The organism is Thiobacillus sp., from assembly GCA_024235835.1.
In the GTDB taxonomy this organism is placed as follows: domain Bacteria; phylum Pseudomonadota; class Gammaproteobacteria; order Burkholderiales; family Thiobacillaceae; genus PFJX01.
Map to the genome: position 1 here is coordinate 1,511,610 of JACKLQ010000001.1, position 23,057 is coordinate 1,534,666.

Consider the following 23,057-nt stretch of genomic DNA (forward strand, 5'->3'; position numbering starts at 1 on the left):
GAATGACGTCAGGCGGCCGGGGCTTCGCCCTCGGCGCCAGCTTCGCCCTCGGCGGCGGCGCTGCGCACGCCCAGGATATTGGCCACTCCCTGGTCCTCGCCCCGCACCAGGGCGGCGAGTTCCACACCGGCAGGCAGCTTGAGCTCGGACAGGTGCACGGTGTGGCCGGCTTCCAGGTTGGCCAGGTCCACTTCGATGAACTCGGGCAGGCTGCCGGGCAGGCAAACCACTTCCACCTCGGTCATCAGGTGGTTCACGACGCCACCACCCAGCTTCACGCCGGGGGCGATGTCGGCGTTGAGGTAGTGCAGAGGCACCTTGACGTGGATCTTGTGGGTGGCATCCACGCGCTGGAAATCCACATGCATCACCAGCTGCTTGTAGGGGTGCATCTGAAAGTCCCGCAGCAGCACGGTCTCCTTGGCCCCATCCAGGTTCAGGCTGAGCACGGAGGAATGGAAAGCCTCGTTCTTCAGGCTGAAGTACAGTTCCTTGTGGTCCAGGTCCACGGACTGGGCATCCTTGTTGCCACCGTAGACGATGCCGGGGACCCGGCCGGCGTGACGCAGGCGGCGGCTCGCTCCGGTGCCCTGGCCATCACGCTTCCTGGCGTTGATTTCGATTTGCATGTTGCTACTCCTTACAGTTGTAAAACGGCTGCCCGCGACCAGGCAGCCGGGCTTGCAAGACCGCTATTCGATGAACAGCGAACTCACGGAATCCTCGTCACTGATGCGCCGGATGGTCTCCGCCATCAGGTTTGCCACGGACAGCTGACGAATGCGCTGACTGGACTTGGCGTCATCCCGCAAGGGGATGGTGTCGGTAACCACCAACTCGTCCAGGGCGGAATTGTGGACACGCTCCACGGCGGAGCCGGACAGCACCGCGTGGGTGCAATAGGCCAACACCCGCTTGGCGCCATGCTCCTTGAGGGCACTGGCCGCCTCGCACAGGGTGTTGGCGGTATCCACCATGTCATCCATGATCAGGCAGGTCCGGTCCGCCACATCGCCGATGATATGCATGACCTTGGCCACGTTGGGTTTTGGACGACGCTTGTCGATGATGGCAAGGTCGCATTCCAGGCGCTTGGCCACGGCCCGGGCCCGTACCACGCCCCCCACGTCCGGGGACACCACCATCAGGTCCTCGTAGTTCTGCTTCCAGATATCCCCCATGAGGATGGGCGTGGAATAGATGTTGTCCACGGGGATGTCGAAGAAGCCCTGGATCTGGTCCGAGTGCAGGTCCATGGTCAGCACCCGGTTGACGCCGGCCACGGTCAGCATGTCGGCCACCACCCGCGCCGTGATGGGCACCCGGGCGGAACGAACCCGGCGGTCCTGGCGGGCGTAGCCGAAATAGGGAATGGCCGCGGTGATGCGACCGGCTGAGGAGCGGCGCAGGGCATCCACCATGAGCATGATTTCCATCAGGCTCTCGTTGGTGGGCTGGCAGGTGGACTGGAGCACGAACACGTCCTTGCCGCGCACGTTCTCCAGGATCTCGACGTTCACCTCGCCGTCGGAGAAACGGCCCACGGTGGCCCGCCCCAAATGGATATTGAGGTGGCGCGCCACATCCTCGGCAAGCTTGGGATGCGCATTGCCGGTGAACACCATCAAGCTGTCATATGCCATAGCAACCCCTGCCATTCGCCCCCGGTCAGGCAACCCCGCGACCGGAACGAGTCAGAACACCAAAAAACAAAAAAGCGTGCGGCCTCCGCCACACGCTTGTCGGTCACCCCGCCTGCTTGCGCCGGCGAGACACCATTTACTGGCTGGGGAGGTAGGGATCGAACCTACGAATGCCGGAATCAAAATCCGGTGCCTTACCACTTGGCGACTCCCCAAGTAGGCTCACCGCGTCATTCGGCCCACTCATGGAGCGGGTGACGATCGACGCCGTCAGCCACAAAACCCTTCAGATGCCCAGGACGATCGGCGAACACCTTTTCAGCCGTCGGCCGATCGGGAAACGCTGCAAACACACAGGCGCCCGACCCGGTCATGCGCGCATCACCCCTAGTCTTCAGCCAAGCCAGCGACTCGGCCACCTCGGGGTAGAGCGCACAGGCAACGGGCTCAAGATCATTACGCAGATCGTGGTTCCGCATGCCTTCCGAGAGGGCCGAGATTGTGACGGAGGGCGTATTTCGTGTCAATGCCGGATGGGCAAAGATGGCAGGCGTGGAGACATGCACCTCCGGCGCCAGCACCACATAGCTGGCGGGGTCCGGCGCCCAGGGCGTTAGCACCTCCCCCACCCCCTCCGCGAAGGCGCTCTGGCCAAAGATGAACACGGGCACGTCCGCTCCCAGACCCAGGCCCAGGTGCTGCAATGCCGTCCGGGAAAGACCCAGTCCCCAAAGGCGGTTCAGCACCAGCAGGACGGTGGCGGCGTCGGAACTGCCGCCACCCAGGCCGCCTCCCATGGGCAGGCGCTTGTCCAGGCGGATATCCGCCCCCAGGCGACATCCGGCCTGCTGGCGCAGCGCCTGGGCCGCCCGCCAGCAAAGGTCCTGTTCCGGGGGCAGGCCCGCCAAGGGCGCATGCAATACGATCCTGCCATCCGTGCGGGAGGAAATCTCCAGGCGGTCGCCCACGTCCAGAAATCGAAACACCGTCTGCAGCAGATGGTAGCCATCCGCCCGCCGCCCTACCACGTGCAGGAACAGGTTCAGCTTGGCCGGGGCGGGATACCAGCCCTCGCCCATTTCCGCCTTCATGGCAGTTCCCACTGGTCCACCACCAGGCGTATCTCCAGTTCGCCCCCCCGCCTGGCCACCAGTTTGCCCGGCAACGCCACCTGGGCACGACGGGGGGCGGCATGGGTGCCATAGCGGCTGAACTCGATGCGCCAGTCATCCTGTCGCAAGACGGCCAGACGGCCTTGCTGGTCGGCCTCCGCGACATAGCGGGCGCCGGGCCGGGGGTGCCCCACCACCCACCAGGTCAAGCCCTTGATGGGCAGGGTCATGCCCACCACCTGACGCACCAGGGTTTCGGCGTCGTCGGCCACGTATTGGCGTCCCTCTGCATCCTTCAGGGACACTCCCTCGGGCGTGCCTTGCAGTTCCGCCACGCCCTGGCCCAGGGGCGTGCGCAGCAAGAGGCTTTCCTCGCGCCGGTCATGGCGCCACAACATGCCGCCGGAGAAGTTCTCCTCGCCGCTCTTTACGGACACCCGTCCCTCCAGGCGGAACGCCTCAGGCGGCTTGGACAGGTTCAGCTTGTTGGCCGGGGCGGCCGTCTTGAAACCCGGCAGTTGGGCGCAGCCCCCCAACAGGAAGCCCCACACCAGATAAGGAATGAAGCGCCGGGCGGCCCCCAGGCCGCCCCGCCAGCCTCGCTTCAAGGAGCCAGGCGCGAGAGGGTTTCGCGCAGACTTTCATTGTCCGGATGGGCCTTGAGCCCCCCCTGCCAGACGCGCCTTGCCTCTTCCCTCTCCCCCTTCATCCACAGGACTTCGCCCAGATGGGCCGCAATCTCAGGGTCGTTGCGCCCGGAATAGGCCCGGCGCAGATAGTCGGCAGCTTCGGCGTAACGCTGGAGCTTGAACAGTGCCCAGCCCATGCTGTCCAGGATGAAGGGATCATCCGGGGCCAGGTTGAGGGCCTTCTCCAGCAACCCAACGGCTTCGGCCAGGCGATCGGTGCGGTCCGCCAGGGTATAGCCCAGGGCGTTGTAGGCGTGGGCGTAGTCGGGCTTGAGCTGGATCATGCGACGCAGGTCCGCCTCCAGCACATCCAGCCTGTTCAGTCTTTCCGCCGCCATGGCCCGGTCGTAAAGCAGTTCCAGGTTGTCCGGGTACTGGGCCAGGGCCTTGTCGAACACCTGGAACGAATCTCCGTGGCGCTTGGCATCCCGCAGCAGTTCGGCCTCCGCCTGGGCAATCCTGACCCCCTGAGCCTCGCTGGCGGGGGTCAGCTGCTTGAGCCAGTCCAGGCCCTCCTGCAGGCGGCCTGCCTTGCCCAGGACGATGGCCACCCGCAGGTTGGCGTCGAACTGCTGCTGGCCGCTCACGGCCTTGAAATTCACCAGGGCCCCTTCGTGGTCCCCCTTGGCCTCGGCGATCTGCCCCAGGGAGTAATACACGACGCCCTTGTCGGGGTAATCAAGTTCCAGGGCCTTGGCGAAGGCGGCCCTGGCGTTGTCCAGGTCGTTGCCCTGCATGGAAACCAGGCCCAGGGCAAAGTGGGGCTCCGGGTCGTTGGGCATGTCCTGGACCAGCACGTTGAAGGCCTGGCGGGACTCGTCCAGGCGCCCCGCCCGGGCCTGTTGCTTGGCGTAGGCGAGCCGCACGTCCTTGGCCTTGGGATGGTCCTTGAGATAGCTCCCCATGAAGGCAATGGCGGCCTCGTCCCCATCCTTCTGCTGCAGGATCTGGGCCTTGAACAGGGCCGCATGTTCCCATTCGGGCCGCAGGCGCAGGGCCTCGTCCAGGGCGTTCACGGCATTGAGGCCCTGGCCCGCCTGCCAGGCCGCCTGGGCCACGGCGAAACGTGCCTCCGGCAGGGCCGGGTAGGCCGCTGCCAGATCAGCCACCAGCCCGGCCACGGCCTGCTTGTCGCCCTGCCGGGCGAACAGGTTGTGCAACTGCATGAAGATGTGCTCGGGCTTGCCCGTCTTGATCCAGGACTCCAGGTAGGGCCTGGCATCGGCCAGGCGCCCTCCCCCCACCAGCAGGGAAGCCACCGTCTGCTGGGCCTTGACCGCATCCGGTTCCAACTGCAGCCACAACTGGGCATTGCGAAGGGCCAGCTTGGACTGGCGGGCATAGAGGGCGATCTCCGTGGCCCGGCGTGCCACCCGTGCATCCCGCGTGCGCTGGGCCAGGTCCGCGTAGGCTTCGGCGGAAAGCTTGAGATCCCCCCGTTGTCCGGCGATCTCGCCCAGGAGGAACTGGTACATGAGTTGGGGGGTCAGCTGGGACGCAGGCCTTTCCGGATCATTCGGCGCGGGCGCGACGGACACGCTATCCTGTTGCGCCACCACCTGGGTCTGGGCGCACGCGGACAGGGAAGCCGCCAATAGGATCAGGAAGATTGCTTTGGTATGCATGCCGTCATCTCGAAAACCCAACAGGGTGTGGTCCATTATGCAAGACCCTCCCCCCCGTGAGAAGTTGCACCCCACCCCAACTTATCCAAACCTCCGCCCAAAACATGCCTGAATTGCCTGAAGTCGAGACCGTGCTGCGCGGCCTGGCACCCCATCTGGTAGGCCAGCGCTTCCTGGGGGCCCGGGTGAGGGAGCCGCGTCTCCGCTGGCCCGTGTCGCCGGAACTCCCCCGACTTCTGCCCGGCTGCGTCGTCCAGGGCTTGGAGCGACGGGGCAAGTATCTGCTTTTCCATCTGGTCCGGGAGGGACAGGAACACTGGCTGATCACCCATCTGGGCATGTCGGGCAGCCTGCGGCTGCGCCCCGACTCCGAACCCCCGGAAAGGCACGACCATGTGGATCTGTTGCTGACCGGCGGGGTCTGCCTGCGCCTGCGGGACCCGCGCCGCTTCAGCGCCATGCTCTGGACAGACGCCCCCGCATCCCACCCCCTGCTGGCCCCCCTCGGGGTGGAACCCCTTTCCGACGCCTTCGACGGGGCCTTCCTGCATGGCCTCTGCGGAGGGCGGAAGACCTCCATCAAGGCGCTCATCATGGACGCCCACAAGGTGGTGGGCATCGGCAACATCTACGCCAACGAGGCCCTGTTCCACGCCGGCATACGCCCTGGCATGGCGGCGGGACGGCTTTCCCGGGCCCGTTGCGAGCGCCTGGCCGCAGCCATCCGGGACACCCTTAGGCGGGCCATCAGCGCCGGCGGCAGCAGCCTGAGGGACTTCGTGGACGGCCACGGCAAGCCCGGATACTTCCAGCAGACCTACTTCGTCTACGGCCGCGCAGGCGAAACCTGCCGCACCTGTGGCGGCCCCATCCGGCAGGTGGCCCAGGGTGGACGGTCCACGTTTTACTGCCCGGCCTGCCAGAAACCCTAGACCCGGGTTAAAAACCCCTCAAGGACGGGGGCGATGGTGCCGATATGCTAATTTGCCAGCACCAAACCAGGCTGGGCGAGGCACTTGCCGGAGGAGACCCATGAGTACCGTTTCGTTTGTCAATGAATTCGAGGCCTATAGCCAGTGGCGCGAAGACCTGTCGCGGGGCATCGCCGACTACCGCAAGTGGCTGGGCAAGGAAGACCTCAACGATTCCCAGCGGGACCTGCGCCTGCAGCAGCTCATCGACCGTCTGGCGGAAGACAAGCTGCATGTCGCCTTCATTGCCGAGTTCTCCCGAGGCAAGTCCGAACTCATCAACGCCATCTTCCTCTCGGACCTGAAACAACGCCTGCTGCCCTCCACCGCCGGCCGCACCACCATGTGCCCCACGGAACTGCTCTACGATCCGGCCAAGGCGCCCATGATCGAGTTGCTGCCCATAGAGACCCGGGCGTCCAACGCCACAGTGTCTGAATACAAGAACTATCCCGACGAATGGACCCCCATCCAGATCGACACTTCCTCCGCCGAGAGCGTGTCCCAGGCCATGAAGGAGGTCTGCCGGGTGAAGCAGGTATCCGTGGAGGCAGCCACGGGCTACGGCCTGTACAACCCGGATGACCCGGATTCGAGCCTGGGCGTCAACGAGAACGGCGCCGTCACCATTCCTGCCTGGCGCCACGCCATCATCAACTTCCCCCACCCCTTCCTGGAAAAGGGCCTGGTGGTCTACGACACCCCCGGCCTGAACGCCATCGGCGTGGAACCGGAACTCACCTTCAACCTGCTGCCCAACGCCCATGCGGTGCTGTTCGTGCTTTCCGCTGACGCGGGGGTCACCAAGTCCGACATAGAAATCTGGCGCAGCCACATCCACGCCCGGGGCAAGAACCGGGGCCGGCTGGTGGCGCTCAACAAGATCGACGGGCTCTGGGATGACCTCAAGAGCCCGGAGCAGATCCAGGCCGAGATCGACAGTCAGGTGAAGTCCTGCGCCGAACTGCTGGGCGTGGCCCCCGGCCAGATCTACCCGGTGTCCGCCCAGAAAGGCCTGCTGGCCAAGATCAACGGCGACCAGGCACTGCTGGCCCGTAGCCAGCTTCAAAACCTGGAACAGGCCCTGTCCGACGAACTCATCGCCTCCAAACAGGCCATCGTGCGGGACCAGACCGAGGCCGAGATCTCCGACCTGCTGGAAAACAGCCATGCCCTGCTGGCCGGACGCCAGCAGGGCATCGACGAACAACTGACGGAACTCAAGGGGCTCCAGGGCAAGAACCAGGATGTGGTGGAACACATCATGGGCAAGATCGCCAATGACAAGGAACTGTTCGAACGTGGGCTGCAACAGTTCCAGGCCCTGCGTTCCGTGTATTCCCAGCAGAGCATCAAGCTGTTCTCCCAGATCGGCATGGACGTGCTGCGCAACGAGGTCAAGGAGGCCCGGGAGGCCATGACCGCCAGCCGCTTCACCAAGGGCATGCGGGAGGCCATGAACGGCTTCTTCGCCGGCGTGGACGCCCACCTGGACGCTGCCCACCAGCAGATCGACGAAATCGACCGCATGATGGAGGCCATGTACCGCAAGCTCAACCAGGAACACGGCATCAACCTGGTGGCCATCCCGCCCTTCTCCGTGCTGCGCTACCGCAAGGAACTCCAGCGCCTGGAGGAAACCTATGAGCGGCACTTCAACAACTTCTACACCTTCCTCACCACGGAGCAGTACACCCTCACCTCCCGCTTCTTTGAAACCCTGGCCACCCGGGTGGTGCAGGTCTTCGAGATACTCAATCGGGACGTGGAGCAGTGGCTCAAGGCCATCATGTCCCCCATGGAAAGCCAGGTGAGGGAACACCAGATGCAGTTGCGCCGCCGGCTCGAGAGCGTGAAACGCATCCACAAGGCCGCCGACACCCTGGAAGACCGGATAGGCGAACTGGAACAGATGCAGGGCGACGTGGCCCGGCAGGTGGCGGAACTGGAAGCGTTGTCAGGCCGCATCAAGGGCACCCTGGCCATGGCCGATGCCAGGCACGAGACCGCCTTGGCGGCCTGACCGCGACGCCCGGAAACGACAAAGCGCGGCTGTGGCCGCGCTTTGTCGTTTCCACCAGGAAAACTTATTTGCCAGTCAGCTTGTGGTACTTCTCCATCAACTGGTCCGGGCTTTCAACGTAGTTCGGATTCACGGGAATGCAGTCCACGGGGCATACTTCCCGGCACTGGGGGGTATCGAAGTGGCCCACGCACTCCGTGCACTTGTTGGGGTCGATCACATAGATGTCCTCGCCCTGGGTGATGGCCCCGTTGGGGCACTCAGGCTCGCACACATCACAGTTGATGCATTCATCGGTAATCATCAAAGCCATGTCGTTTTCCTTTTAAGTACTGTCACTGTCGCATCAGAAGCCTCGGGGGTCCTTCCGACCCGCCTCAAGCCTTGTAACGGGCGGCCAGCCGTTCGGCCACCATGGGGTGCACGAAGGGTCGCACATCGCCCCGCAGGCTTGCAATCTCCCGCACCATGCTTGCGGACACGAACATGTGCTGTTCCGCCGGCGTCAGGAATACGGACTCCATTTCCGGCGCCAGGCGGCGGTTCATGCCGGCCAGCTGGAATTCGTACTCGAAGTCAGACACCGCGCGCAGGCCCCGCAGCACCATGAGGGCCCCATGACCGCGCACGAAATCCACCAGCAGGCCGCTGAAGGGTTCCACGCGCACGTTATCCAGATCGGCCAGGGCCAGGCGCGCCAGTTCCACCCGCTCGTCCAGGGAGAAGCAAGGCAGCTTGGGCGTGTTCTCGGCCACCGCCACGATCACGCCGTCGAACAGGCGCAGGGCCCGCTTGACCAGGTCCTCGTGGCCGCAGGTAATGGGGTCGAAGGTCCCCGGGTAAACGATGACCCTGTTCACATACGCTCCAGCAAGCAGTAATGGGAAAGACCCGCCTTGCCTTGCCTGACGGCCGTGAGGCCAAAGCCCTGCAACAGCTCCGCCGGCAAGGGCATGGGCGATTCGGCGTAGATTCTACCGCCCGGACGCAAGCGTGTCGCCGCGGCCGCCAGGGCCGGTTCCAGCAACCCTTCGCTGAAAGGGGGATCCAGGAAGATCACGTCGAAGGATTCCCCCGTTGCCCGCAATGAGGACAGGGCATCCGCCGCCATCACCTCCACGCCGGGAATTCCCAGTTCCAGGGCATTCCCGCGCAGGGCCGCCAGGGCCTTGGCGTCCCGTTCCCACAGGACCACCCGGCCGGCCCCCCGGGAGGCCGCCTCGAAACCCAGCGCCCCGCTGCCGGCGAAGGCGTCCAGGCAACTTAGGCCGGTCAGGTCCTGGCCCAGCCAGTTGAACAGGGTCTCCCGCGTGCGGTCGGGCGTGGGCCGCAAGCCCGGGACATCGGGGAAATGCAGCAGGCGGCGACGGAAACGCCCAGCGATGATGCGTACCTGGTTACTCCTTCCCGGACGCAAGCTGCCCCCCCACCACCACGGTGCTCAAGGACTCGGGGCGCACCCGGCTGCCGAAGGCACGCAGGATGTCCTCCCGGGTCACGGCCTCCACCCGGGCAGTATAGGTATCCAGCCAATCCAGGGGCAGTCGGTAGAAGCCGATGACCGCCAGGTACTCCAGAATCTTCTTGTTGCTGTCCAGGCGCAGGGGAAAGCCTCCCACCAGGTTGTTCCTAGCCTGGGCCAGCTCGGCCTCGGCGGGGCCCTCCCGCAGATAGCGGGCCAGCACCTCCCGGGTGGTGCGCACGGCTTCGTCCGTGGTACCTCGCCGGGTCTGCAGGCCGATCTGGAACGGCCCCGCCTCCCGCATGGGCGCGAAGTAGCTGTATACGCTGTAGGCCAGCCCTTTCTTCTGGCGCACCTCTTCCATGAGCCGGGAATCAAACCCGCCGCCGCCCAGCACATAGTTGCCCACGTAGAGCGGGAAATAATCCGGGTCCTCCCGCGTCATGCCGGGCATGCCCATGAACAGATGGCTCTGGGTGGCCGGGTGGGGAATGACCCTCTCGCTGCCTGTGGCGCGGGCCGACACGGACGGAATCGGCACCGGCGCATCCCCTGGCGGCAGGCCGGAGGCCAGTCGCTCGGCCAGGCGTTCAGCGTCCGGTCGGCTGACGTCACCCATGATGGCCAGGACCATGGCCTTGGCGCGGTAGTGGGTTGCGTAGAAAGCCCGCATGTCTTCTGCTGCCAGGCCTGCCACCGTTTCCGGCTCGCCGCCCTCCGGCAAGGCATAGGGATGGTCACCGTAGATGGCGACGCTGAAGGCCTTGGTGCCGATGGTCTCGGGCTTGGTGGCGGCTTCCTGCAGGGCGGCGATGACCCGGGCCTTTTCCCGCGCCACGATGTCCGGCTCGAAACGGGGCGCGGACAGCACGGCCGCCATGACATCCAGGGCCTGGTCACGCTCGGCTTCGCCACTCAGGGTACGCAACTGGAAACCGGCACGGTCCGCGTCGAAACGACCGGAGAAACCGGCCCCCACGTCCGCCATGCGTTCGGCGATGTCCTTTTCCGAGTAAGACCCCGCCCCCAGGGTCATGACATGGCGGGTCAGGCTGGCGAGCCCGGACTTTTCCCGGCTGTCCCGGGCGCTGCCGGCGTCGAAATCCACGCTCACATCCAGCATGGGCAAGTCATGGTTTTCCACGAAATACACCCTGGCGCCCTGGGAGGTCACCCAGTGCTGGATGTTGAGGCCGGCCCAGGCCGGCAGGGCCCCAAGCAACATCAGCCCGACCAGCAGCCGCATCAAGCGTTCAGCGTACATGGCCACCTCCCGCAAAACCGCGCTTGGTCACGTTGCCCCCTTCGGGCAGGGGCTGGGGGTCCAGCACCGCCACGGTCAGGTGGTCGTCCACAAAGAACTTTGCCGCCACGGCCTTGACCTGGTCGGCGGTGACCGCCTTGAGCCGTTCAAAGCGCGTCTGCCGGTCCCGGTAGTCCAGGCCCGCCGTGGTCCACTCGCCGATGAGCATGGCCTGGTAGAACAGGGAATCCTGCTGGTAGACCTGTCCCGCCAGCACCTGGGCCTTGACCCGGGACAGTTCCGCCTCGCTGACCCCTTCCGTTGCCACCTTGGTAATTTCCGCCTTCAGGGCCGCCTCCAGGGTGGCCACGCCCTGACCCTCCGCCGGAGTGGCATCCACCATGAACAGGGCCGGCCCCCGGGAGATGGGGTCGTAACCCGCATCCACGTCCGTGGCCAGGCGCTTGTCCCGCACCAGGGCCTGGTTCAGGCGGGCCGAGGCATGGCCGTCCAGCACGCCAGACAGTATTTCCAGGGCATAGGGCTCCCAGTCCTGGTGGGGGTCCGCCAGGCGGGGCACCTGCCAGGCCAGAGCCACCACGGGCAACTTGGCCGGGGCCTTCACGGTCACCCGGCGCTCCCCCGCCTGTCCCGGTTCCGCCTGGGGCTTGCGCTGCGGCAGGGACCGGCTGGCGATGGGGCCGAAATACTGCCGGGCCCAGGCGAACACCTGGGCCGGGTCCACGTCGCCGGCCACCACCAGGGTTGCGTTGTTGGGGGCATACCAGCGTTCATACCACTCCCGTGCGTCCGCCACGGTCATGTGCTTCAGATCGTCCATCCAGCCTATCACCGGCCGGCGATAGGGGTGGGCCATGAAGGCGTTGGCCATCATCGCCTCGTAGAGCCTGGCCTGGGCGTTGTCCTCGGTGCGCAAGCGGCGCTCCTCCTTTACCACCTCGATCTCCTTGGCGAACTCCTGGGGCGAGAGAACCAGGTTGGCCATGCGATCCGCTTCCAGCTTCAGGGCCAGTTCCAGGCGATCCTTCCGCAAGGTCTGGAAATAGGCCGTGTGGTCCCGGGAGGTAAAGGCGTTCTCCCGGCCGCCCGCGGCGGCGATGCGCTTGGAAAATTCGCCGGCGGGCACCTCCGGCGTGCCCTTGAACATCATGTGCTCCAGTACGTGGGCCACCCCCGTGGTGCCGTTGCGCTCATCCACGCTGCCGGCCCGGTACCAGACCTGGGACACCACCACCGGCGCACGGCGGTCCACCTTCACTACCACTCTCATGCCGTTGTCCAGGCGCTCCTCCGCCACCTGGGCCCACGCCGGCACGCTTGCGAACAAGGCCCCCAGCAGGGCCCACCGGATCAGCCCCGGCATCCGGCGGGACGCCCCGTCAATTCGTTCCCCGCACCGTCCCAAGAAAGACTTGCCCCCCTTGGGGGAGAGTCTGGCGGATTTCCCCGAGCCGGAGACACGCCTGATCTGAGTCAACATCCGCATCCTTTCAAAAAGTGCCCGCATGATAGAATTTCCTCGAACTCAACGCAGCTTGTGACCCCCTCGGACAGCCCCTCCCGTGTTTGGTTTCTTCAAATCCGGCGCAAAATCCGGCGACGATGCCGGCGTCGCCCCGGCCACACCGGAGTCCACCCCGGTCGCCCCCCCGAGAACCTCCTGGGCCCAACGGCTCAAGCAGGGACTCAGCCGTACCCGCAATGCATTCACCGGGCAGATCGCCGGATTGCTGGGCGCGGGGGTCAAGATCGACGAGAACCTGTTCGAGGAACTGGAAACCGTGCTGCTCACCGCCGACGTGGGCGTGGACGCCACCCAGTTTCTCCTGGCACGGCTGCGGTCCAGGGTTAAACGGGACAAGCTCACGGATGCGGCCCAACTCAAGGACGCCCTCAAGGCGGAACTCGCCGCCCTCCTGGCCCCCCTGGAATCCCCCCTCGACACAGGCACGGCCAAGCCCTTCGTCATCATGCTGGCCGGCATCAACGGCGCCGGCAAGACCACCACCATCGGCAAGCTGGCAAAGCGCTTCCAGGACCAGGGCCTTTCCGTGCTGCTGGCCGCGGGCGATACCTTCCGAGCCGCGGCACGGGAACAGCTCGGCGAATGGGGGCGGCGCAACAACCTGGAAGTCATCCAATCCGAATCAGGCGATCCGGCGGCGGTGATATTCGATGCATTGCATTCGGCCCGCGCCAAGGGCATCGATATCGTTCTGGCGGATACCGCCGGCCGCCTGCCCACCCAGCTTCACCTCATGGAAGAAATCAAGAAGGTGAAGCGGGTACTGCAAAAGGCCGACCCCGGCGCGCCCCACGAGGCGCTTCTGGTACTGGACGCCAACATCGGCCAGAACGCCCTGGCCCAGGTGAAGGCCTTCGACGATGCCCTTGGCCTCACCGGACTGGTGATGACCAAGCTGGACGGCACCGCCAAGGGCGGGGTCATCGCCGCTCTGGCGGCGCGATTTCGTGACCGCCAACCCATTCCCGTCCGCTTCATCGGCGTGGGGGAGGGCCTGGACGACCTCCAGCCCTTCAAGGTCGACGAATTCGTCGACGCACTGTTTGCATGATCGAGATCAGCGACGTCACCAAGCGTTATCCCGGTGGCCACGAGGCCCTGACCGACCTGTCCCTGACCATCCAGCAGGGTGAACTGGTCTTCCTGACGGGTCACTCCGGCGCGGGCAAGAGCACACTGCTCAAGCTCATCGCCGCCATCGAGCGCCCCACCAGCGGCCATGTCATCGTGCGGGGCCAGAACGTGGGCCGCCTCAAGCGGGCCGCCCTGCCCTTCTTCCGCCGCAACATCGGCCTGATCTTCCAGGACCACAAGCTGCTGTATGACCGCAGCGTCTTCGACAACGTGCTGCTACCCCTGCACATCCAGGGTTTCACCGGCGTAGACGCCGCCAAGAGGGTGCGCGCCGCCCTGGACAAGGTGGGCCTGCTCAAGAAGGAGCGCTCCCGGCCCATCACCCTGTCCGGCGGCGAGCAGCAGCGCCTGTGCATCGCCCGGGCCATCGTCAGCCGCCCGGCCCTGGTGCTGGCTGACGAACCCACCGCCAACCTGGACGACGCCTATGCCCGGGACATCATGGACATGTTCCGGGCCTTCAACGAAGTGGGCGTGACCCTGGTGATTTCCACTCACGATCACGACCTGATCCGACGCTATGGCGGCCGCAACGTGCAAATTGCCTACGGGAAGCTGGTGCCATGAAGGCCTGGCTGATCCATCATCTCCACAGCCTGAAGACGGCGGCGGACCAATTCCGCGCCACCCCACTGGCCACTCTGTTTACCGTGCTGGTGATCGGCGTGGCCGTGGCCCTGCCCACCGGGCTTTACGTGCTGCTCGGCAACCTGGACCGTGCCGCCGGCGGCGTCAAACCCCAGGCGGAAGTCACCTTGTTCCTGAAATACAGCATCAGCGAGCCCCAGGGGCGGGAACTGGCGGCGCAATTGTCCAAGGCCGCCGATGTGGCGGGCGTGCGCTTCATCAGCCGCACCGAAGGCATCGGCAAGCTGGAGGCCGCCGGCCTGGCGGACATCACCGCCGGCCTGCCGGACAACCCCCTGCCCCACACCCTGGTGGTCAAGCCCGGGGAGGAAACGCCAGAAGCCCTGGAGAACCTGGGCGAACGCCTCAAGACCCTGCCGGAGGCCGAGCGGGTGCTTCTGGATACGGACTGGGTCAAGCGCCTGGCGGCCCTCATGGCGCTTGGCCAGGACATGGTGTTCATGCTGGCCGCCATGCTGGGCCTGGCCCTGGCCGCCATCACCGCCAACACCATCCGACTGCAGATCTATGCCCAGCAGGACGAGATCGAGGTGGCCCGCCTCATCGGTGCCACGGACCGCTTCATACGACGCCCCTTCCTGTATTTCGGCGGCATCCAGGGCCTGGCGGGCGGCCTGGCCGGCTGGGGCCTGGTGATGCTGGGCCTGCAGCTCATCGAGGGTAGCGTGCGCCAGGTGGCCAGCGCCTACGGCGTCGATTATTTGCTGAGCGGCCTTGGCCCCCTGGAACTCCTGGCTGCGCTGTCGCTAAGCGGGAGTCTGGGATGGCTGGGCGCTTTCTTCGCCGTTGGCCAGACCCTGCGCAAGGTCGATACCTTCTGAGCCCCAGGGCCGGGCTACGCCCAGCCCATCCCCCGAGGGGCACAAATCAACACGGGGCGAACCTTTGATGTTCTCTTGAGGAACTTCACCCCGTTAGCACTCTCATACAGCGAGTGCTAATATTGCGTTGACTGTTTATAAGGAGCTTTCCCCATGACCGCTCAAGCGCTGAACTTTCCTGTTCCCTCCGCCCTGGGCAGCCTGGAAAACTACATTCAGGCCGTGAACCGCTTTCCGCTGCTCAGCGCCGAGCAGGAGCACGATCTGGCCGTGCGCTTCCATAAACAAAATGACGTGGAGGCAGCCCGTCAACTGGTGCTTTCCCATCTGCGCCTGGTGGTGGCTATCGCCCGGGGTTACCTGGGTTATGGCCTGCCCCATGCCGACCTGATCCAGGAAGGCAACGTGGGCCTGATGAAGGCCGTCAAGCGTTACGACCCTGGTCGTGGCGTGCGTCTGGTTTCCTTCGCCGTCCACTGGATCAAGGCCGAAATCCACGAATTCATCCTCAAGAACTGGCGCATGGTGAAAGTGGCCACCACCAAGGCCCAGCGCAAGCTGTTCTTCAACCTGCGCAGCATGAAGAAGGAAGAGGGCACCCTGTCCGCCGACGCCGTCGAGGAAATGGCCAGGACCCTGAACGTCAACCAGTCGGATGTCAGGGAGATGGAGACCCGGCTCTACGGTCAGGACATGGCCCTGGACCCGGGCGTTGACGAGGATGATGATGCCTTCACCCCCATCGCCTACCTGGCTGCCCCCAATGCGGAACCCAGCCAGCATCTGGAACAGGCGGAGCGGGAGCGGCTGGCCACCACAGGATTGGGCCAGGCCCTGGCAACCCTGGACGACCGCAGCCGCCACATCGTGGAGGCGCGCTGGCTCAACGAGGAAAACCCCGCCACCCTGCATGATCTCGCTGCGGTCTACGGTATCTCCGCCGAACGGGTCAGGCAAATCGAAGCCAAGGCCCTGAAGAAGCTCAAGGTGGCCATGACCCACTGAAGGGGTTAGACCTACGGCAACAAAAAAGCCCCTTCCCGGGGCTTTTTTGTTGGTCCGGATGCAAGGCTCAGAACACGGAGCCCAGCACCACGGACAGTAAACTGATCCATGCCCAGAGAATGAGCGCCACTATCAGGGTCATGGGGAGGTTGGTTTTGCTGAACAGATCCATCGCACGCTTCCTCATATCAACATGCGCGGATTCTAAAACAAAAAGGGTACGGTTGACCGTACCCTGTCAAATCGAAGTTGATTACTTCTTGCTTGTAGCCTGGGCCTCCCCGACCATCAGTTGATCCTTCAACTTCGCCACGCTGGATTTGCCGAAACCCTTCACCTGGGCCAGGTCATCCACGCTCTTGAACGCACCATTCTTTTCCCTGTGCGTCACGATGGCCTTGGCCTTTGCAGGACCAATGCCTTTGACAGACTCCAGTTCGGACTGGGTCGCCTTGTTCAGGTCCACCGCAGCCAAGGCGGATACGGACATGGTCAAGCCCAGCAACAATGCGGCAAACAGTTTCTTCATGGTTTCCTCCACTGACAGTCGTTACGCCCACCTGGGCGCCAGTGGAATTTAGGATGGAGCGCGACTCCGGATCAATTCAACGAAAGTCATACAACGATCGGCATAGGCCGCATTAAGCCATGGAACGCTTTGTCGACCGGAAAGGCCAAAATGCGAACGGCATAGCGGCTCAGCGATCTTGCTGACGGAACTGCCTCACTCCACCTCGTCGGAATATCGTGCCTAGCTCCAATGGCCCTACCTCAAGACCGGATCAAGTTGATCGTGCTGATTGATCAGTTTTGCCCAAAGGATATGGTGGGGCTGGGTCATCAATTTCTTCATTGACTCCGCCACTTACAGACGTTACGCCCACTTGAGCGCCAAAGGAATTTGGGATGGAGCGCGACCCCGTAACAATTCAACGAATTGCATTCAATGATCGGCATAAACCCAAAAAACAAAACGGGCGCGGTTTCCCGCGCCCGTTTCTGCTTCAGTTCTAGCTGTTAGGCCAGATTAGAAGCTGTGCTCGATACCGATGGAGATCGTGGAAGGAGAAGTACCAGCTGCCGGAGCAAAGGTACCGCCTGCACCCGCACCGCCAGTGGTGTAGGTTGCGCCAGCGTCGTTATCGGTGCTGGCATACAGGGCATACACTTTGCTGCGCTTGGACAGGGCGTAATCAGCGCCGATGGCCCAGTAGTCAGCACCGGTGGAGGCGGCGGTATCGCCGTCTTCAGCCTTGGCATACTGTGCCTTCAGCGTGATGGGGCCCATGGCATAAGCGCCGTTGATGAACCAGGCGTTGCGATCGTTGACGGTAGCGCCGGCATCGTCGTCCATGCTCTCGTAACCGACGCCCACCTTGGCATCGCCAAACTTGTAACCGACGCCCAGTTTCCAGGCGGTCAGGTCGCTGGTGGCACCCGCGCCGGCCACACCATTCTCATGCTTTTCCCAGGCCAGGGAGCCGAACAGGGGACCGTTGCTGTAGATACCAGCCAGGGACCAGGCGTCACCGTCAGCAGCGCCCTGGGTACCCGCCTCGTTGGCGTTCACGCGGGCGAGAGCGGCATGGAAGCCAGAGAAGGTGGGAGAGATGTAGGCCCAGACGTTGGAACCACGCAGGTCGAAGTTGTTGGTGCCGTTAGTGCTGCCCATGATGGTGTTGTAGTCACCCATGGTGTCACCGAAGACGTCCAGGGAGCCGGTGGCCAGCTTGTAGGGGGTGTCATGGGTACCCACCAGGAAGGTACCAAAGCCGCCAGCCAGGCCAACGAAGGTGTTGCGGTTGCCGGTAGCGGCGCCGCTGGTATCGGTGGTCAGACCGGTTTCCCATTGCCACACGGCCTTCATGCCGCCGCCCAGATCCTCGGAACCCTTGAAGCCGATGCGGGAAGAGTTGGAGGAGATGCGGGTCAGGTCATCATCGGGGTTGGCGCCACCGACGGCAGCATCGGTGTTGATGTAATCGTAAGACGACTTGATCACACCATAGATGTCCACGTTGGAAGTGGCGGCAAAGGCGGGCGCGGCAAAGGTGCCAGCAACTGCCAGAGCGATCAGGGATTTCTTCATCTTGATACTCCTATCAGGTTAATGAAACTTCGTCCCGGTCGGGCCTCCGCTGTCGCTTCCACCCTTGGGGGTACTGCTCTTTGAAAAACCTCTCGCGCGAGAAGTTGAGGCGGATTTTGCACAAACTTCATAGGTGTCACCAAGTTACGAATCCTTTTGCAAGGATTTTTTCGCATACCCCGTTGCGGGGTTGCAACAAGGCCACAAACCCTTGTTGCGCGTCACCGCACTGGGTTGGCTAAAGCGCTTGGGTATGGGCTTGCAACCAGGCGGACAAGGTGGTTTCGTCCAGTTCGCCCGCAGCCACGGCAAGCATGGTCTGCACACAATCGATGTCACTTGCCACGAGCCGCAGGCCATTCAGTGCAAGAAACAATTCAATGCAGACGAATGCCGTACGCTTGTTGCCATCAATGAACGGATGATTGCGGGAAATGCCAAACCCATAAGCCGCCGCGCATTCCACAACGGTTGGATTGCCATAGGCTGCCAGGTTGAGGGGCCGCGCCAGGGCAGACGCCAACAAACTGGCCTCGCGCACACCTGCCGCACCGCCATGCTCCGCTAGCTGGGCTTCGTGGATCGCCCAAACAACTTGTTCCTTGATCCAGACAAAGTCCGTCACTTGGCCAGCTCACGCAACACGTTGCGTCGCTGCTTCATGATCGATTCCGCCAAGTCCATCTGCTCTGAGAAGTCGGGGTCGTATTCGGTAATCCGATAGCCATCGGGCGACTCCGTGAGGAAGACCGTATCCCCCTTCTCCAGCCGCATGCGCGTCAGGACTTCCTTGGGCAGGATAACGCCAACGGAATTGCCGATCTGGGTGAGTTTGAGGGCGACATGCATGGCAATGCTCCAATTGTTATAACAGACGTTATATTAATCCATGCTGCGTGATGCACAAGGCTTCCTGCACGCCTCACGCTGAATCAGCTCAATAGCCAGTTATCCAGCTTAAGACCCTTGACTCGCTCGAACTCCAGCACGTTGTCTGTTACGAGGACCGCATCCAATGCCAAGGTGTGAGCGGCGATGAGCAGGTCGTTGGGCCCGATCCGTTTTCCCCGGCTTTCCAGATTGGCCCGCACTACGCCATAAATCTGATCCACAGGGGACTCCAGCGGCAGCACGGCAAGCGCATTCAATATCACCTCCAACTGGTTGGTCAGCCTGGTCGAGGCCCGCTTGGCGGCGCCATAGCGCAATTCAGCCGCGACGATGAGACTGGTGCAGAGCTGTTCCTCACCCACTTGGGCAATGCGCTTGGCGACCACGCCCTGGGGATGCCTGACCAAGTCCGACAGGATGTTGGTATCGAGCAGGTAACGCATGCTCATAAGTCCACCGGTTCGATGGGCAATTCTTCGATGGGCGGAAAGTCTTCATCGAGCGGAGCCAAACCGGCGAGCACATCAAGGAGGGGCCGAGGCTTGACGGGCTCGATGATAAGACGCTCGCCCTCGCGGTGAATGATGGCCTCGACGCCAGGCAACTCGAATTCCCGCGGAATGCGCAAGGCCTGGTTTCTGCCGTTACGGAACAGTTTGATGTGGCGTTCGGTTTGCATGGCATTGGCCCCTCATTGGCATATGTCTTGACATAGGCTAGCCATGCGCCCCAACCGGGTCAATTAGAAAATAGGCGCGCCAGTTCCCGTCCAGGGTCGGCTGCCTTCATGAAGGCCTCTCCCACCAGGAAGGTATTGACACGGTGCCGGCGCATAAGGGCCACATCCGCCGGGGCGAGGATGCCGCTTTCCGTCACCACGATCCTGTCCGTGGCAATGCTTGGCAGTAGATCCAGGGTGGTATCCAGGTGGGTGGCGAAGGTGCGCAGGTTGCGGTTGTTGATGCCCATGAGGGGGGTCTGGAGTTGCAAGGCGGCGTTCAGCTCCTCGCCATCATGGCTCTCCACCAGGACGGCCATACCCAGCTCGTGGGCCAGGCTTTCCAGTTCCTGCATCTGCGCCAGGGAAAGGGCCGCCACGATCAACAGGATGCAGTCCGCCCCCATGGCCCTGGCCTCATAGACCTGATAGGGATCGATCATGAAGTCCTTGCGCAATACGGGCAGGCTACAGGCGTTACGGGCAGCCACCAGGTATTCCGGCATTCCCTGGAAGTAGTCCCGGTCCGTGAGCACGGATAGGCAGGCCGCACCGCCGTGCTCGTAGCTGGCGGCAATCTCGGCGGGATGGAAGTCGGCGCGGATGACACCCTTGCTGGGACTGGCCTTCTTGATCTCGGCGATGACGGCCGGGCGGCCTGAAGCGATCTTGTTGCGGATGGCGCCCACGAAGTCCCGCGCGTGAGGAGCATTCCTTGCTGCCTCCATCACGGCATCCATCGGCATGGCCTGCTTGGCGGCGGCCACTTCGGTGCGCTTGGTGGCGAGTATCTTTTCCAGGATGTCGGACATGACGGTTCTCTTTCTGAATTCCCTCAGTTGCGGGAATGACAATCTGACAAGTGGCTAGCTTTCCTCCATGCGCACCCGGGGGGCGATGGCAGTGAGCAATTCGTAGGCGATGGTACCGGCGGCCGCGGCCACCTCGTCCACCGGCAATCCGGCACCCCAGAGGACGACAGGGCTGCCCACATGGGCGGTGGGCACAGGGCCCAGGTCCACACACAGCATGTCCATGGAAACCCGGCCCAGGATGCGGGCAGGCTGGCCGGCGACCAGCACGGGGGTACCGGTGGGGGCGTGGCGGGGATAGCCATCGGCATAACCGCAGGCGACCACACCCACCTTCATGTCACGATCGGCCCGGAAGGTAAAGCCATAGCCCACCCCCTCGCCCTTGCGCACGGCCTGCACGGCGATGAGCCGGCTTTCCAGATGCATGGCCGGCAACAGGCCCAGGGACTCGCCCGTCTGGTCCTCGAACGGCGAGGCGCCGTAGAGCATGATGCCTGGACGCACCCAGTCCCCATGGGCTTCCGGGTAGCGCAGCAGGGCGGCGGAGTTGGCCAGCGTCACGGTCGGGCTCTCCCCATCCTTGCTCACGGATGCGCGTAGTGCCTCGAACACGGCCAGCTGGGCCGCCACGCCCACCGTGGGATCGTCGGCGCAGGCGAAGTGGGTCATCAGGGTGACGCGCCCCACCTGGCTCATGACCTGGAGGCGGAACAGTTCCTCCGCCGCCCGCTTGGGCGTCATTCCCAGGCGGTGCATGCCCGTATCCACCTTGAGCAGGACATCCAGCCGGTGCTCCAGCCGGGCCTTGGCCAGGACGTCCACCTGGTCGGCCCGGTGGATCACGGGGCGCAGGCGAAGACGCGAGATCTCCGGCAACTCGTCGGGACCGAAGAAACCTTCCAGCAGCACGATGGGGTGGGTGTAGCCTTCGGCCCGCAACTGGGCGGCTTCGTCCAGGGTCAGCACGGCGAATCCGTCCGCGCTCCGGAGGGCCTTTGCCACCCTCAGCACGCCGTGGCCGTAGCCGTTGGCCTTGATCACGGCCATGACCTTGGCCTTGGGGGCGGCGGCACGGGCCACCCCCAGGTTATGGGCCAGGGCGGCCGTGTCGATGCGGGCGACTAAGGGACGGGACATTGCCGGAAGATGGGGGATAAGGAATGGGGGATGGGGGATGGGGGATGGGAGGCGGGACACTGACCCTCTCATCACTCATTCCCCATCACTCATCCCCGCCGCATAGTTCTCGAATCGGGTGTACTCGCCCAGGAAGGTGAGTCGCACCATGCCGATGGGGCCGTTGCGCTGCTTGCCGATGATGATCTCGGCGGTGCCCTTGTCCTGGCTGTCCGGGTTGTAGACCTCGTCCCGGTAGATGAACAGGATCACGTCCGCGTCCTGCTCGATGGCGCCGGATTCCCTCAGGTCAGACATGACGGGGCGCTTGTTGGGCCGCTGTTCCAGGGAGCGGTTGAGCTGGGACAGGGCGATGACCGGCACGTGCAGTTCCTTGGCCAGGCCCTTGAGGGAGCGGGAGATGTCGGAAATCTCCGTGGCCCGGTTCTCGCCGCTGCCGGTGCCGGACATGAGCTGCAGGTAGTCGATGACGATGAGGCCCAGGGGCTTGTCGTCCTTGCACTGACGGGCCAGGCGGCGGGCCCGGGCCCGCACCTCCATGGCCGTGAGGCCCGGCGACTCATCTATATAGAGAGGCGTTTCGTTAAGCCGGCCCAGGGCATGGGTCAGGCGGGGCCAGTCGTCCTCCGAGATGCGCCCGGTACGCAGCTTGTGCTGGTCCAGGCGTCCCACGGAACCCAACATCCGCATAACCAGCTGGGTGGCGCCCATTTCCATGCTGAACACGGCCACGGAATGACTGGTGTCCAGGGCCACGTTCTCGGCGATGTTCAGACTGAAGGCGGTCTTGCCCATGGAGGGCCGGCCGGCGACGATGATCAGATCCCCCGGCTGCAGGCCCGAGGTCTTGGTGTCCAGGTCGGAGAAGCCCGTGGCCACGCCGGTGACCTCGTTGGGGTTCTCCCGGTTGTAGAGTTCGTCGATGCGGGTCACCACCTCCATGAGCAAAGGCTGCATGGGCTGGAAGCCCTGGGTGGCCTTGGCCCCCGCTTCCTTGATCTCGAACACCCTGGCCTCGGCCTCGTCCAGGATCTGGGTGGCGGAACGGCCGGCGGGGCTGAAGGCGGATTCGGCGATGCCGGTGCCCACCTCGGCCAGTTTCCGCAGCACGGAACGCTCCCGCACGATCTCCGCGTAGCGGCGGATGTTGGCGGCGGAAGGCGTGTTCTGGGCCAGGGCGGCCAGATAGGCCAGGCCGCCGATCTCGTCCAGGGTTCCCAGGGACTCCAGGGACTCCGCCACCGTCACCACGTCGGCGGGCTTGTTCTCCTCCACCAGGCGGGTGATCTGGCGCCAGATGGCGCGGTGGTCGGCGCGGTAGAAATCCTTCTCGACGATCAGGTCGGCAATGCGCTCCCAGGCATTGTTCTCCAGCAGAAGCCCGCCCAGCACGGACTGCTCCGCCTCCACGGAATGGGGCGGCAGCTTGAGGGCGGTGAGTTCCTGGTCGAGGACTGAAGACATGGAAGGCTGGCGGGAGAACGA

The 23,057-nt window shown here is 64.0% G+C and carries 25 protein-coding genes and 1 tRNA gene; 6 read left to right on the top strand and 20 right to left on the bottom strand.

The features are described 5' to 3' along the window. Nucleotides 1-8: 8 nt before the first annotated feature. The 6 genes from H6935_07460 to H6935_07485 all read right to left on the bottom strand — a co-directional run bounded on the left by H6935_07460 (nt 9) and on the right by H6935_07485 (nt 5,069). Nucleotides 9-629, bottom strand: coding sequence for a 50S ribosomal protein L25/general stress protein Ctc (locus tag H6935_07460; GenBank protein MCP5278182.1), 621 nt, complete (start codon nt 627-629; stop codon nt 9-11). A gap of 63 nt (nt 630-692) precedes the next feature. Further along, a complete protein-coding gene (locus H6935_07465; GenBank protein MCP5278183.1) occupies nt 693-1,643 on the bottom strand; it encodes a ribose-phosphate pyrophosphokinase in 951 nt (316 codons plus the stop codon). A 140-nt stretch (nt 1,644-1,783) separates the two neighbouring features. Then, nucleotides 1,784-1,858: transfer RNA gene (locus tag H6935_07470), tRNA-Gln, on the bottom strand. A gap of 15 nt (nt 1,859-1,873) precedes the next feature. Further along, entirely contained in the window at nt 1,874-2,734 is an 861-nt protein-coding gene (gene ispE / locus H6935_07475; GenBank protein ID MCP5278184.1) for a 4-(cytidine 5'-diphospho)-2-C-methyl-D-erythritol kinase, read from the bottom strand. Continuing rightward, complete coding sequence (lolB, locus tag H6935_07480) at nt 2,731-3,363, bottom strand: outer membrane lipoprotein LolB (GenBank protein MCP5278185.1); 633 nt, start codon at nt 3,361-3,363, stop codon at nt 2,731-2,733. The genes ispE and lolB overlap by 4 nt, the downstream gene beginning before the upstream one ends. Further along, nucleotides 3,360-5,069 carry a tetratricopeptide repeat protein gene (locus H6935_07485; protein MCP5278186.1) on the bottom strand — a complete coding sequence of 570 codons (1,710 nt, stop codon included), beginning with the start codon at nt 5,067-5,069 and terminating at the stop codon, nt 3,360-3,362. Before H6935_07485 ends, lolB begins: the two co-directional genes overlap by 4 nt. Nucleotides 5,070-5,173: 104 nt before the next feature. On the opposite strand from H6935_07485, the gene mutM reads away from it, so the two are divergent. Both mutM and H6935_07495 read left to right on the top strand, forming a co-directional pair. Further along, nucleotides 5,174-6,001, top strand: coding sequence for a bifunctional DNA-formamidopyrimidine glycosylase/DNA-(apurinic or apyrimidinic site) lyase (gene mutM, locus H6935_07490; protein MCP5278187.1), 828 nt, complete (start codon nt 5,174-5,176; stop codon nt 5,999-6,001). A gap of 100 nt (nt 6,002-6,101) precedes the next feature. Then, nucleotides 6,102-8,063: a dynamin family protein gene (locus tag H6935_07495; GenBank protein MCP5278188.1), complete on the top strand. Its 1,962-nt coding sequence runs from the start codon at nt 6,102-6,104 to the stop codon at nt 8,061-8,063. Nucleotides 8,064-8,127: 64 nt separating this feature from the next. On the opposite strand, the gene H6935_07500 is transcribed toward H6935_07495, so the two are convergent. The 5 genes from H6935_07500 to H6935_07520 all read right to left on the bottom strand — a co-directional run bounded on the left by H6935_07500 (nt 8,128) and on the right by H6935_07520 (nt 12,152). Beyond that, nucleotides 8,128-8,376, bottom strand: a complete 249-nt coding sequence (locus tag H6935_07500; protein ID MCP5278189.1) for a YfhL family 4Fe-4S dicluster ferredoxin — start codon at nt 8,374-8,376, stop codon at nt 8,128-8,130. 64 nt (nt 8,377-8,440) lie between these two features. Further along, a complete protein-coding gene (coaD, locus tag H6935_07505) occupies nt 8,441-8,923 on the bottom strand; it encodes a pantetheine-phosphate adenylyltransferase (protein ID MCP5278190.1) in 483 nt (160 codons plus the stop codon). Beyond that, nucleotides 8,920-9,480 carry a 16S rRNA (guanine(966)-N(2))-methyltransferase RsmD gene (gene rsmD, locus H6935_07510; protein MCP5278191.1) on the bottom strand — a complete coding sequence of 187 codons (561 nt, stop codon included), beginning with the start codon at nt 9,478-9,480 and terminating at the stop codon, nt 8,920-8,922. Before rsmD ends, coaD begins: the two co-directional genes overlap by 4 nt. Continuing rightward, nucleotides 9,461-10,789, bottom strand: a complete 1,329-nt coding sequence (locus tag H6935_07515) for an insulinase family protein (protein MCP5278192.1) — start codon at nt 10,787-10,789, stop codon at nt 9,461-9,463. The genes rsmD and H6935_07515 overlap by 20 nt, the downstream gene beginning before the upstream one ends. Further along, nucleotides 10,779-12,152, bottom strand: a complete 1,374-nt coding sequence (locus H6935_07520; GenBank protein ID MCP5278193.1) for an insulinase family protein — start codon at nt 12,150-12,152, stop codon at nt 10,779-10,781. Before H6935_07520 ends, H6935_07515 begins: the two co-directional genes overlap by 11 nt. 199 nt (nt 12,153-12,351) lie before the next feature. On the opposite strand from H6935_07520, the gene ftsY reads away from it, so the two are divergent. The 4 genes from ftsY (at nt 12,352) to rpoH (ending at nt 15,922) form a co-directional block, all read left to right on the top strand. Continuing rightward, nucleotides 12,352-13,365 (top strand): signal recognition particle-docking protein FtsY, encoded by a 1,014-nt coding sequence (ftsY, locus tag H6935_07525; protein MCP5278194.1) that lies wholly within the window; start codon nt 12,352-12,354, stop codon nt 13,363-13,365. Continuing rightward, nucleotides 13,362-14,015 (top strand): cell division ATP-binding protein FtsE, encoded by a 654-nt coding sequence (gene ftsE / locus H6935_07530; GenBank protein ID MCP5278195.1) that lies wholly within the window; start codon nt 13,362-13,364, stop codon nt 14,013-14,015. The genes ftsY and ftsE overlap by 4 nt, the downstream gene beginning before the upstream one ends. Further along, nucleotides 14,012-14,917 carry an ABC transporter permease gene (locus H6935_07535; GenBank protein MCP5278196.1) on the top strand — a complete coding sequence of 302 codons (906 nt, stop codon included), beginning with the start codon at nt 14,012-14,014 and terminating at the stop codon, nt 14,915-14,917. Before ftsE ends, H6935_07535 begins: the two co-directional genes overlap by 4 nt. Nucleotides 14,918-15,070: 153 nt before the next feature. Continuing rightward, nucleotides 15,071-15,922 carry an RNA polymerase sigma factor RpoH gene (gene rpoH, locus H6935_07540; GenBank protein MCP5278197.1) on the top strand — a complete coding sequence of 284 codons (852 nt, stop codon included), beginning with the start codon at nt 15,071-15,073 and terminating at the stop codon, nt 15,920-15,922. Nucleotides 15,923-16,175: 253 nt separating this feature from the next. Here the strand turns inward: rpoH and H6935_07545 are convergent, their stop codons facing one another. From H6935_07545 to dnaB, 9 genes are all read right to left on the bottom strand, one after another. Then, complete coding sequence (locus H6935_07545; protein ID MCP5278198.1) at nt 16,176-16,451, bottom strand: helix-hairpin-helix domain-containing protein; 276 nt, start codon at nt 16,449-16,451, stop codon at nt 16,176-16,178. Between the two features lie 498 nt (nt 16,452-16,949). Beyond that, entirely contained in the window at nt 16,950-18,011 is a 1,062-nt protein-coding gene (locus H6935_07550) for a porin (protein MCP5278199.1), read from the bottom strand. A 238-nt stretch (nt 18,012-18,249) separates the two neighbouring features. After that, complete coding sequence (locus H6935_07555; GenBank protein ID MCP5278200.1) at nt 18,250-18,636, bottom strand: type II toxin-antitoxin system death-on-curing family toxin; 387 nt, start codon at nt 18,634-18,636, stop codon at nt 18,250-18,252. Further along, on the bottom strand, nt 18,633-18,860 hold the full coding sequence (locus H6935_07560) for an AbrB/MazE/SpoVT family DNA-binding domain-containing protein (protein MCP5278201.1): 228 nt from the start codon (nt 18,858-18,860) through the stop codon (nt 18,633-18,635). Before H6935_07560 ends, H6935_07555 begins: the two co-directional genes overlap by 4 nt. An 83-nt stretch (nt 18,861-18,943) precedes the next feature. Then, nucleotides 18,944-19,351 carry a type II toxin-antitoxin system VapC family toxin gene (locus tag H6935_07565; protein MCP5278202.1) on the bottom strand — a complete coding sequence of 136 codons (408 nt, stop codon included), beginning with the start codon at nt 19,349-19,351 and terminating at the stop codon, nt 18,944-18,946. Beyond that, a complete protein-coding gene (locus tag H6935_07570) occupies nt 19,348-19,581 on the bottom strand; it encodes an AbrB/MazE/SpoVT family DNA-binding domain-containing protein (GenBank protein ID MCP5278203.1) in 234 nt (77 codons plus the stop codon). Before H6935_07570 ends, H6935_07565 begins: the two co-directional genes overlap by 4 nt. 59 nt (nt 19,582-19,640) lie before the next feature. After that, the gene (gene trpC, locus H6935_07575; GenBank protein MCP5278204.1) at nt 19,641-20,432 is read right to left on the bottom strand and encodes an indole-3-glycerol phosphate synthase TrpC; all 792 of its coding nucleotides are present in this window, start codon (nt 20,430-20,432) and stop codon (nt 19,641-19,643) included. A gap of 54 nt (nt 20,433-20,486) precedes the next feature. Next, nucleotides 20,487-21,572 carry an alanine racemase gene (gene alr / locus H6935_07580; protein ID MCP5278205.1) on the bottom strand — a complete coding sequence of 362 codons (1,086 nt, stop codon included), beginning with the start codon at nt 21,570-21,572 and terminating at the stop codon, nt 20,487-20,489. Nucleotides 21,573-21,647: 75 nt separating this feature from the next. Then, entirely contained in the window at nt 21,648-23,036 is a 1,389-nt protein-coding gene (gene dnaB, locus H6935_07585) for a replicative DNA helicase (protein ID MCP5278206.1), read from the bottom strand. Nucleotides 23,037-23,057 lie beyond the last annotated feature (21 nt).

Bases quoted from the DNA above. Each gene is read 5' to 3' on its own strand.
- H6935_07460 (MCP5278182.1), bottom strand. From the start codon at position 629: ATGCAAATCGAAATCAACGCCAGGAAGCGTGATGGCCAGGGCACCGGA.
- H6935_07465 (MCP5278183.1), bottom strand. From the start codon at position 1,643: ATGGCATATGACAGCTTGATGGTGTTCACCGGCAATGCGCATCCCAAG.
- ispE (MCP5278184.1), bottom strand. From the start codon at position 2,734: ATGAAGGCGGAAATGGGCGAGGGCTGGTATCCCGCCCCGGCCAAGCTG.
- H6935_07485 (MCP5278186.1), bottom strand. From the start codon at position 5,069: ATGCATACCAAAGCAATCTTCCTGATCCTATTGGCGGCTTCCCTGTCC.
- mutM (MCP5278187.1), top strand. From the start codon at position 5,174: ATGCCTGAATTGCCTGAAGTCGAGACCGTGCTGCGCGGCCTGGCACCC.
- H6935_07495 (MCP5278188.1), top strand. From the start codon at position 6,102: ATGAGTACCGTTTCGTTTGTCAATGAATTCGAGGCCTATAGCCAGTGG.
- H6935_07500 (MCP5278189.1), bottom strand. From the start codon at position 8,376: ATGGCTTTGATGATTACCGATGAATGCATCAACTGTGATGTGTGCGAG.
- H6935_07515 (MCP5278192.1), bottom strand. From the start codon at position 10,789: ATGTACGCTGAACGCTTGATGCGGCTGCTGGTCGGGCTGATGTTGCTT.
- H6935_07520 (MCP5278193.1), bottom strand. From the start codon at position 12,152: ATGCCGGGGCTGATCCGGTGGGCCCTGCTGGGGGCCTTGTTCGCAAGC.
- ftsE (MCP5278195.1), top strand. From the start codon at position 13,362: ATGATCGAGATCAGCGACGTCACCAAGCGTTATCCCGGTGGCCACGAG.
- H6935_07535 (MCP5278196.1), top strand. From the start codon at position 14,012: ATGAAGGCCTGGCTGATCCATCATCTCCACAGCCTGAAGACGGCGGCG.
- rpoH (MCP5278197.1), top strand. From the start codon at position 15,071: ATGACCGCTCAAGCGCTGAACTTTCCTGTTCCCTCCGCCCTGGGCAGC.
- H6935_07545 (MCP5278198.1), bottom strand. From the start codon at position 16,451: ATGAAGAAACTGTTTGCCGCATTGTTGCTGGGCTTGACCATGTCCGTA.
- H6935_07550 (MCP5278199.1), bottom strand. From the start codon at position 18,011: ATGAAGAAATCCCTGATCGCTCTGGCAGTTGCTGGCACCTTTGCCGCG.
- H6935_07560 (MCP5278201.1), bottom strand. From the start codon at position 18,860: ATGCATGTCGCCCTCAAACTCACCCAGATCGGCAATTCCGTTGGCGTT.
- H6935_07565 (MCP5278202.1), bottom strand. From the start codon at position 19,351: ATGAGCATGCGTTACCTGCTCGATACCAACATCCTGTCGGACTTGGTC.
- H6935_07570 (MCP5278203.1), bottom strand. From the start codon at position 19,581: ATGCAAACCGAACGCCACATCAAACTGTTCCGTAACGGCAGAAACCAG.
- trpC (MCP5278204.1), bottom strand. From the start codon at position 20,432: ATGTCCGACATCCTGGAAAAGATACTCGCCACCAAGCGCACCGAAGTG.
- alr (MCP5278205.1), bottom strand. From the start codon at position 21,572: ATGTCCCGTCCCTTAGTCGCCCGCATCGACACGGCCGCCCTGGCCCAT.
- dnaB (MCP5278206.1), bottom strand. From the start codon at position 23,036: ATGTCTTCAGTCCTCGACCAGGAACTCACCGCCCTCAAGCTGCCGCCC.